Source organism: Microcystis sp. M44BS1, from assembly GCF_020244875.1.
Lineage (GTDB): Bacteria > Cyanobacteriota > Cyanobacteriia > Cyanobacteriales > Microcystaceae > Microcystis > Microcystis panniformis.
The window spans coordinates 1-10,722 of the sequence record NZ_JADBVM010000024.1 but is presented as its reverse complement, the minus strand read 5'-3'; the positions used below and the strand labels follow the sequence as shown (position 1 = coordinate 10,722).

At 36.6% G+C, this 10,722-nt stretch carries 6 protein-coding genes; 4 read left to right on the top strand and 2 right to left on the bottom strand.

Annotated elements, in window-relative coordinates:
- Positions 1–526: 526 nt before the first annotated feature.
- The 3 genes from IM515_RS01080 (at position 527) to IM515_RS01070 (ending at position 6,008) form a co-directional block, all read left to right on the top strand.
- Entirely contained in the window at positions 527–2,320 is a 1,794-nt protein-coding gene (locus IM515_RS01080) for an NAD(P)/FAD-dependent oxidoreductase (protein WP_287629166.1), read from the top strand.
- Between the two features lie 70 nt (positions 2,321–2,390).
- Positions 2,391–4,196 (top strand): NAD(P)/FAD-dependent oxidoreductase, encoded by a 1,806-nt coding sequence (locus tag IM515_RS01075; RefSeq protein ID WP_002766663.1) that lies wholly within the window; start codon positions 2,391–2,393, stop codon positions 4,194–4,196.
- Positions 4,197–4,247: 51 nt separating this feature from the next.
- Positions 4,248–6,008 carry an NAD(P)/FAD-dependent oxidoreductase gene (locus IM515_RS01070; protein WP_287629165.1) on the top strand — a complete coding sequence of 587 codons (1,761 nt, stop codon included), beginning with the start codon at positions 4,248–4,250 and terminating at the stop codon, positions 6,006–6,008.
- A gap of 147 nt (positions 6,009–6,155) precedes the next feature.
- Here the strand turns inward: IM515_RS01070 and IM515_RS01065 are convergent, their stop codons facing one another.
- Positions 6,156–7,118, bottom strand: a complete 963-nt coding sequence (locus tag IM515_RS01065) for a DUF1702 family protein (protein WP_002766667.1) — start codon at positions 7,116–7,118, stop codon at positions 6,156–6,158.
- Between the two features lie 16 nt (positions 7,119–7,134).
- The gene (locus tag IM515_RS01060; RefSeq protein WP_002766668.1) at positions 7,135–8,232 is read right to left on the bottom strand and encodes a fatty acid desaturase family protein; all 1,098 of its coding nucleotides are present in this window, start codon (positions 8,230–8,232) and stop codon (positions 7,135–7,137) included.
- Between the two features lie 420 nt (positions 8,233–8,652).
- Here IM515_RS01060 and IM515_RS01055 point away from each other — a divergent pair, with 420 nt between their 5' ends.
- On the top strand, positions 8,653–9,996 hold the full coding sequence (locus tag IM515_RS01055; protein WP_287629164.1) for an acyltransferase: 1,344 nt from the start codon (positions 8,653–8,655) through the stop codon (positions 9,994–9,996).
- Positions 9,997–10,722 lie beyond the last annotated feature (726 nt).

The window sequence follows — 10,722 nt, the reverse complement described above, 5'->3', positions numbered from 1 at the left end:
TTCTCGGCTGGTGAGAGAGAGTCTATCTTTCTCTAAAAAAATGGAGAATCACGTTGGGGAGCCCTTTGGTATTTTATCCATGACTACAATGCACAGCAAAGCAAAGGATTAAGCCGCCATCACTACTACCGAATCACCACCGGGAAAAGTTTCCATACCAATTAGTGAAGTGGTACGAGGACTAATCAAAAAATAGTCTCCCTGGAGAGCTTTGTGAAGCCGGACAGCACTGTCAAAGATTTACTCCCCAATAGCAACACCTACACGACCTTAATTTTTCTTCGGTACAGCTTCCGGCAGACTAGCTTTGGCTCTCAGAGTGCAGCAGGTAGTATTTTTGTGGTCAGCTACTTGACACCCCACTCCTGAACCGTTACACTAAGTCAGAAGCAGTTAGTGTTTTTGTGGTTAGCTACTTGACACGTCCCCCTGAACGATTATATATAGTAAATCAGCAGCAGGAGATGTTTTTGTGGTTAGCCCCCTGACCTCCCCCTGCAACGGTTACATGAAGAGGTAGCAGTTAATGAATGTTAGTGAAAATCTAGTGTCTGTACCAGCAAAAGTTTATGATGTCGTTGTTATGGGGGCAGGATTTGCCGGTGTCTGTCAAGCAAGACATCTTTTACTAAAGGTTCCCAATCTTCAAATTGCTTTAATCGATCCTCGCTCCTTGGAGCGGTCAGATAAAGACCTAAAAGTAGGAGAATCAACGGTCGAAATTAGCTCGATGTTTATGTACAAAGAGTTAGGGCTTTACGAATACCTCATCGAACATCATTGTCCTAAGCATGGACTCAGTTTTCATTGGCCAAAAAATCAATCTCAAACCGAAAGTTGTGAAGATTACTTTCATATCTGGACAGCCAGTCCACCTCCTTTGGAAAGCTTTCAGATTAATCGAGCTAAATTTGAGCAAGATGTTCTGAAAATGAATTTAGAAATGGGAGCAGAATTCTATAATGGTCGTGTTGCTGATGTAAATTTAACTGTTCAAGATGAGTTGCATACTGTTAAAGTTAAACTAGCTAAAGAAACAGTTGAACTGAAAGCTAAACATCTTATTGATGCAGCTGGTCGTTCTTTTATTCTTGGCAAGAAAACAGATAATTTAATGTTTGATCCTGAGCAACTTTATGGAATTAATACCGGCTCTTCATGGCTGCGGGTTAAAAACATAGATCGGACAATTCTTGACGATGGATATGACCCTGCTAATAGTGCTGCTAGTCGCTATTATACAACGAATCATTTTTTTGGTCATGGGCATTGGATATGGATGCTTCCAATTGAAAGGAATGAAAGAGAATTATCGATCGGGATTGTTTATCATAAAAATATTATTCCGACTTCTGAAATCAATAAAATCAATAAATTTAAAGCCTTTTTAAAGGCTAATCATAATTTGGTTTACAACATTATCGAAAGTGGTGAGACAGTTGATTTCCATAATTTGCCCAGATTAGCTCATATGAGTAAAAAAATAATCTCTCAAGACAACTGGTATATTTTAGGTGATGCTGCTCATATGTTTGATCCCTTTTATTCTTCTGGGTTAGTTTTGACTGCTTTGAGTATTGAAAGTGTCACTGAAGCAATTCGTTCCAAGCTAGCTCAAGAACCAGACGCTCGGCAAAAACAAGCTGACTTTAATCAGTTTTTATTGACGAATGCTAGAACCTATAATTTCTTTTGTCAAAAGCATGAGAAACACTTAGGAAATGCTTCTGTCATGAGTTGGAGAACTTATAGTGAAAATATGTTATGGTTTGGTGTTTTATTGCCGATGTATGTGGGTAAGTGGTTTCTCAACTCAGAATTTATCAGTCATTTTGTGAAAATAGCCAACTTTTTATTTTTTGCTCAAAATAGTTTTTTTAATAATTTGCATAGACACTTTGATGAGTTAGTTGATGATCAAGTTCATATTGGCTTAATGGATTTTACCCGCAATGATCAACTGTTATTTGGTTATCGAACCAGTAAAGAGTTTGATCATTATTTAGGAAATACTAAGTTTGAACCCCTACGGTGTAATGTTTTTGCAGGAATGAAAGCAACTATGTTTTACCTGAGCCTCTATTATCTTAAATTTCGTTTTAAAAGCTATGGAATCTTAGGAATGTTATCTCCTCGTTCTCTTTTCTACGTTTGTCAACTCCTGTCTTTATCTGCTTACCTGGCCATGGGGGAACAAATTTATCTATTTAAGACCCGTCACCTTCCCGATAATACCTTCGTTGAAAAAATGAAAAAAGATTTTAAAAATTATAAGTATGAGCCTAAGCTACAACCTTGGGGAGAAAAGGCACAAGCTTGAAAGAAAACTTGAGTTTTTAAGCACTCTTAAAGTACAGTTAACCTAAACTTAAAAGGAAGGTAAAAAAAATATGAATTTTGCTCAAATGGACATTGCCCCCTCAAAAATTTGTCAAGAACAAGTTTATGATGTTGTCATCATGGGAGCCGGGTTTGCTGGTATTTGCCAAGCTAGACACTTGCTATTAAATATTCCAAACCTTAAAATTGCGCTGATTGATCCTCGCTCTCTTGAAAGGTCGGTCAAAGATTTAAAAATAGGGGAATCAACGGTTGAAATCACCGCTATTTTTCTGTTTAAAGAACTCGGACTTTATGAATATATGATTGAGAACCACGCACCCAAGTACGGACTCAGTTTTCATTGGCCAAAAAATCCAGAAAAAACGCAAACGCCTGATGACTATTTTCATATTTGGATGAACCGTTCTCCCAGTATTGATAGCTTTCATATCAATCGAGCTAAATTTGAACAAGATGTCTTACAGATGAACCGAGAGATGGGGGCAAAATTTTATAATGGTCGTGTTGTCGATGTAGAACTAACTCCCAAAGATGAGTTACATACTGTCAAAGTTAAACTCGATCAAGGAGAAATAGAACTAAAAGCAAAACACCTGATAGATACAGCTGGTCGGCGCTTTATCATTGGCAAAAAAACGGATAATTTAATTTTCGATCCTGAGCAACTTTATGGAATCAATACTGGCTCTTCGTGGCTGCGCGTTAAAAATGTAGATCGTAGCATTTACTATGATAACTATCGGCCTTCAAATGGTGGTGCTAGCCGTTACTACACAACGAATCATTGGTTTGGCCATGGTCATTGGATATGGATGCTTCCTATTGACAGAAATGAAAAAGAATTATCTATTGGAGTTGTTTACCATAAAAACATTATTCCTCTCAATCAAATCAATACTTTAGATAAATTCACCAGTTTTCTAGAGGCCAATCAAACCATTGTTTTTAATATTATTAAAAGTGGTGAGATAGTTGATTTTCATCATCTACCGAGACTCGCTCATAATAGTAAAAAAATTATTTCTGAGGATAACTGGTATGTTTTGGGGGATGCTGCTCAAATGTTCGATCCTTTATATTCTCCAGGTTTAGTATTAGCAGTTTTAGGTATTGAATCTACTACAGAAGTTATTCGTGCGAAGCTAAACAATGATGCTGACGCTCAACAAAAACAAGAGATGTACAATAAATTTTTAGTCACCAATTCTCGTTCTTACAATCAAGTTTATCGTCATCATGAAAAACATCTGGGCAATGCCAGTGTAATGAGTTGGCGAATTTATCTTGAGAACATGGTCTGGTTTGGAGTTTTAATTCCTATGTTTGTCGGTAAGTGGTTTTTAGATTTTGACTTTATCCAGAAATATTTAGCCATTGGTGATATTTTTTTCTTTAGTAAGAAGAGCTTTTTTTCACAGATGTATGAGGAGTTTGATCAATTAGTTGAACGCAAAGTTAACATTGGAATGATGGATTATAGTCGCATGGATCAATTAATGTGGGGTTACGGTCCTCTAAAACACGCTGATGATTATCTTGAAAGCGAAAAATATGAGCCAAAACATTGCAATGTTTATGCTGGCATGAAAACAGCTCTATTTTTTATGGCCATGTTCTATATTAAACTTAGATTTAAAGCTTATGGCGTTTTAGGGGTGTTAGCTCCCCGTTGTTCTTGGCGAATCATGCAACTTTTATTCTTCTGCTTAATGGCAACAATTGGCGAGAAAATCTATTTGTTTAATCATCGTAATGTTCCTGATAATACGATGATTGAAAAAACGAAAGAAGAGTTTCAAGCTTATCAACATCAACCTAAGTTAAATCCTTGGCATAAGCAACTAAGTGTTTAGTCTTCTTTAGATTTTTCAAGAAAACTTTTGGTCAAAAAAGGAAAAAGATTCATGAATAAAACTCAACAGCAAGTTTATGATGTTCTTATTATGGGAGCCGGTTTTGCGGGAATTTGTCAAGCGAGGCACTTGTTATTAAACCTCCCCAACATTAAAGTTGCAATTATTGATCCTCGGAGTCCAGAAAGGTCAATTAAAGATCTGAAAATTGGCGAATCAACTGTAGAAATTAGTTCAATGTTTATGTGTAAAGAGTTAGCTCTCCATGAATATTTACTGGAGAATCACGCACCTAAGTATGGACTAAACTATCACTGGCCTAAAAACCAAGCTCAGACCAAGAGCGTCAATGATTATTATCATATGGGTTTTAATCGTACCCCTTTAATTGATAGTTTTCATATTAATCGAGCTAAATTTGAGCAGGATGTTCTCCAAATGACACAGGAGATGGGGGCAACTTTCTATAATGGCCGTGTTATCGATGTAGAATTAACTCCTTGTGATCAATTACATACGGTAACCGTAAAACTCGATCAAGCATCTATCGAGTTAAAAACTAAGCACGTTATTGATGCAGCTGGCCGTCGTTTTATTATTGGGAAAAAACTTAATAATGTAATTTTAGACTCTGAAGAGATTACTGGTATTAATACGGGTTCTGCTTGGCTTCGAGTTAAGAACATTGATCTCAATATTTTTGATAATATTTACAATAAAATTAACGGTACAGCTAGTAGTTACTATAGTACCAAACACTTTTTTGGAACTGGACACTGGATTTGGGTTCTTCCAATTGATACCAAACAAAAAGAAATATCTATCGGCTTGGTACACCATAAAAATTCTATTGCAGCCAACCAAATCAATACCTCAGAAAAATTAAAAAGTTTTTTTAAAGCTAACCACGAAATTGTTTATAATCTTATCGAGAGTGGGCAATGTATTGATTTTAATTATCTTCCTCGCTTGGCTCATAATAGCAAGCAACATCTTTCCCAAGATAACTGGTATGTTATTGGTGATGCTGCTCAAATGTTTGACCCATTATACTCTCCTGGGTTAGTCGTAACAGCACTGGGAATTGAATGTGTGACTGAAGTAATTCGAGCTAAATTAGCCAAAGAACCTGAAGCTGAGAAGAAGCAAGATATGTATAATAAATTTATGGTGGCGACAGCTACTTCATATAGTCGGCTCTACCAAAATCACGAAAAACATTTAGGTCATGCTAGTGTAATGAGTTGGCGGATTTATATGGAAAATATGTTTTGGTTTGGTAACTTAGTGCCTATGTATATTGGTAAATGGTTTCTGGATTTCCACTTTATCAATGAACATATCAAAGCAATTGAATTTTTGGCCGGTCCCCAAAATAGTCTTTTTTCTGATTTGCATCAACAATTTGATCAATTGGTGGAGTGTGATGCCAATTTAGGGATTATGGATTTTGCTCGAACTGATCAATTACTTTGGGGTTATGGACCTAGCAAATATTTTGATAATTTTTTAGAAAATTCAAGACTTGACCCTCATCAATGCAATGTGCTTCTTTGTTTAAAAAATACATTTTTCTTTTTGGCTGTTTTTTATTTAAAGCTTCGTTTTAAAGGGTTTGGAATTTGGGGGGGATTTGCTCCTAAAACATGGATACGAGTTACACAATTATTAAGTTATTCTTTTTACATTGCTATTGGTGAAAAAATTTATCGGTTTAAAGTTCGTCAATTAAACCATAAAACTTTTATTGAAAAGATGCGCCAAGAGTTTAAGACCTATCAATATCAACCTAAATTACACCCTTGGAATTAACGAACTATACTAAGCTGTTAAGCATCTAAATTAGTCTATGGGGCGGGATAAGGGAACGGGAAACTGTAAATGCGTCTTAGCTTATCTCTCCCTTCTCTCCTGTTCACCATTCATAATTCATGATTTTCTAGCAGGATTTTTGAGAGTTTACCGCGTTAATTGGGAACGGATGGCTTCACGCCAAGTTTCAAAAATCGGCTGTTCAACTAATACTGATTCATCGGGATCAATCTTTATTTCTTTGGCAATATGTAAAGTTAATTGTCCAACTTCTTCAGTTGACATATTACAGAGAATAGAACAAGCCAAATCGTTATGTTCAACGATATTATCAGCCGTTAAACGACACTTAGCAGCTAGAGCAGAGCCTAATGCTAAATAAGAAACGTGAGACTTTGCTGATTCTTTTAAAAACTCGATCTGTTTTTGATTCACTCCTCCAGCATAGGTACAAGCTAAACCTATTCCACTCCAAAGGTCAGCATGACGGGAGTCAGGAAAATTTTGTAATTGATCAACAATTCGCATTACATCTGCATCGTGCATGAACCAAAACCAACGACCTAGCCCACGATCAAATGCTCTTAAAAAATAACCATCAAGGCCATAAGTGACTTGGTGGATGACACATTTTTTCCATTCAAAAATTCCACGACAGAAGGCAAAACCATCTATAGCCCACCAACGATAGAAAGGAGGCATTTGCGATAAAGTTTTATGAATATTTTTATGGAGTAGGGCAATACTAAAACCAGCACCTACATGGATTAGTTCGGGATATTGAGCGGCAGGTCTTTCCAAAAATTCTTGAAGTCGTGAACGCTTACCCAAAGCAGTGTAGTCAATCATTGCTAAACCCATGCCAGCACCTTCGTAAGCAAATCCCCGTAGGTTACGATTGTATCCATCTAGTTCGCTGATGAGTAACGGAGAAAAACCAAATTCAAGAGCTTTATTATAGCCACCAAGAAAGCCAAAAGCTGACTTTTTTACTTGCTGTCTGCCGAGTGTTTCAGGTTCAGGAAAATCTGTATTCCATTTTTTATTAAATAATTCAACGGAGCGACCCATTAAGAGTCGGCGTAATAATCCTCCAGAAATTTGAAACATTTTATTTTCCTATTGGTTATTTGGTTAAACAAGGTTTAGGACGGGTAACTAATTGAGTTCCTAAGGTATCAGTAAAGGTAGTCTCATCTTTATAGTGGATCGGGGTTTGTAACATTAAGCGCCATGCTTCTTGTATCGGAATAAGGTTAAGCTTCTCGGGAAATTTTTCTATTAAAAGCTGCTGCACAAGCGGATAGTAATCTGAGTTTATTGTCGGAAAAACATGATGTTCCGTATGATAAGAAAAATTAACATGAAGATAATCAACAATCCGAGGAACGCGAACCGAGAGTGTAGTCATTAGACAATCATCAGTTTCCGACATAGGACAAAGCATATGATGGGTGTAAAGGTAAGACATAATCCCAGTATAACCAATCCATATTGGTAAAAAATAACCGAGTAAAAGTTTTACAGGATGAAATTGTAAAAAAATAATAATACTCAGATGGATTATAAAAATAATTAGTAGTTCAATTGTAATAACCTTTCGTTCTTTGGGATAGACTTTAAAGGGAGCCGGTCCATACCCCAATAACTCATCATTAAATAAAATAACAGAAATAAGATTGCGAAAAATATAGATACCCCAGACATTACACGTTCCTAAAACTAAACTCAATGTTTTGATTTCTGAAGACGGAACAAACCACTCCTGAACTAATTTTCCCCAACTATTAGGTTGCTCGAACAAATAACGGCGATCAGGGTCCTTAAGGCTATTAGTGTTTTGGTGATGTTGGCGATTGTGAAGTGCATTCCAAAAAGTAGGAGGTAGCCAGGTCATCATAAAACCTAATTGATTCACGATTTGTCTTAAAAATCGGTTTTTGATGGTTTTACAGTGCATGAGTTCATGAGTAATAAACATCAAAGCCATGATACTATTGCCCATAATTAAAGCTAAGGGAACAAATAACCAGAGAAAATACCAAGGCCATCGATCAAGGTAGGACGCAGTTCCCCAACCTAGAAGCAAAATGGCAACATTAATCCCTAAAATAAAGACCTTGTTAAGGTCAGGAACAAAAGCCTCATCAGGAAGTAAGGGACGCAAGAGTTTGGCGTACTCTCCCTGTTTCATCAGTGAGTTAAGATTAACGTTATTTTTCACGAACTAAACTCCATTCGCTTTGCCAGAGAGGAATTTTGCAGAACTGTCCCACTCCTCCCCAAAATTATAGTGTAGCGGCGTGATGTCATAATGTCAAGCGTACTACTTGTTCAGTCTTGCGGGCTACTTGTTGAGGGCAGGACAATTCAACCTACTCGTCCATGCCCTTGTTGGGTTCACGCCGAAGGTGCGATGCGGCGCTTGTCACACCTAGATCACGCCTCCTGAGTCGGTAGGCTGGCAAAAGCGGACTGAGTAACCTGGTTGACTGCGGCTGCAGTTTCCGTCTCCATTACTCGTGCGACTAAAAACTGGCAGGTTTGATCGACGTAGCTAGTGATCGCCGCTTAAAAATGGCAAAAAAGAGATATAATTAGGCTGAGATGTCTGTAAGCGTTCACGGAGGCTACGAAGTTAGTGATGAAATCAGAAACCTTTATGGTTCAAGGCAATCACCATATTCAACAGGTAATAACTTGTGGTATCATAGATCAATTATTTGCTAATCTTCCTATTAGTGTTGTCTTCTTCTATAAAGAAAGTGTTGAGTCCAATATATTAACAGATTCGTTAAAAATAGTGTTAAGTGATTTTTCGATTTTTGCAGGGAGATTGAAAAAAATAAACAACAATTTATGTATAGATGCTAACAATCAAGGAATAATTTTCTCAATTACTAAAGATGACTGTTCATTAGATCATGTTATTGAGGAACTTCCAAAAATCAAGAAAGAAAGGCTTGTTAATCTAATTAATCCCCAAAAAGTAATATCTAACCAAAGCCCCGTAATGACTATAAAACTGACCTATTTTGCTTGTGGAGGAATGAGTCTTGGGATTTCCTGGCATCATTCTATTGGCGATATGCACACATTTATGCAACTGATGAAAGCTTGGTCAAATTCAGTAAATGGGAAAAAATATGTTGCACCACTAATTGTTGAAGAAAGAGATTTGTATCTCCAAGAAAAATTAAAAGACAATAACAACAATATTCCTAGTGTTAGATATTTAAGCATTAAAGAATTGTTTAAATTAATATTTTACATATTTTCTTCTGGACAAAATAAGTTTTTATTACAATTTTATTTTTCAAAAAATGAATTAAATAATATGAAACAAGCATTTTTAGAAAATACCAAAAAAAGTTTGTCTATAAATGATGTATTGTGTGCGCATTTATCTAGTATAATCTCCGAAGTCGATCAATATCATAAAGAAAGATACCTGTCAATAATAATTAACTATAGATCCCGAATAGAATTACCAGAAAATCTCTTGGGAAACTTTATTTCAACGATTAATGTTGCAGCTAGTGATACTGTTAATGTTTTCCAAATAGCTAAAGATTTAAGAGAATCAATTAATAATTTTCAAGAATTAAATATGAATTTTTTCTCTACCCAAAAATATATTGAAGAAAAAGGAGGCCCAAAAAAAATCAACAGGTTTGTTAGCGAAGGAATTAATCCACTCAAAAGAACATTGTTTATTACTAGCTGGGTCAACTTTGGCATTTATGATATAATATTTGAGCAGTCAAAGCCATTCTATTTTAGTTATTTTGGAGAGCCTCCTTTTCCTTGGATATCAGCAATGACTGAGGAATTTTCCAATAATGGTGGATTAATTTATTCTGCCTATCTACCGAGTAAATTGGCCAAAAATTTAAAACAAAATGAGAATTTACAAAGAATCCATAAATATCGCGATCAAAAAGAAGTCATGCCAGAATTAGTCAGAAAATTAGAATGGCTTTACTAAAACATCATTACCCACCCTGAAAAGTATTTTCGCAGTCTTTGGGTTAAACATAGAATCTCAGTCATCTCAAATTCCGTTGGCAAAACCCAGTTATAATCAGGGACTACTAAAGTCGTCACTACGAACAAAAAATCTAACAAAAATTAGGGCGAGCCGACGTTGCTCACCCCAATTTCTTAAGCTAATTGCAGCAGACCGCCAGCAAATAGTTTAGTCGGTTTCCACGTGCCAGCGATCGTGTTTTTTCATCTGTTTGCGATATTCAATCCAATTAATATCGTGCTTGCCGGCGGCGACTGTTAGGGCCTCATCGATGCCATCTTCCATCCCCTTAGAGAATTACAGAGAATGATTGATCCTATAATAATGGGAAAATCATCAGAGTGAGGAATTCGCATGAAACCAGCATCCCTGATTCAACCCACATTCCGCACCCTAAGTGTCACAACGTCTCAAAAGAGGAAGATGCCTGAGTCAAAATACTTATCTAGAGGAGTGAGTTGGCGGCAAGCTGCCACCAACTAAGCCGAAAATTTCAGGGTTCCCCCGTTTATTCTCAATAAACAGTGCTTATTGAGAATAAACGGGCAATCAGACTTAACATCTAGGGGGAGATGTTCCAGTTGCTCGCTTTGTTTTGTCACCCCTGGAAGTCAATCCATCTGGTCAAGATAAGAGATAATATTCCTGGCCAGGTTTGGGAAAAAATCTCAAAATGTTGCGCCT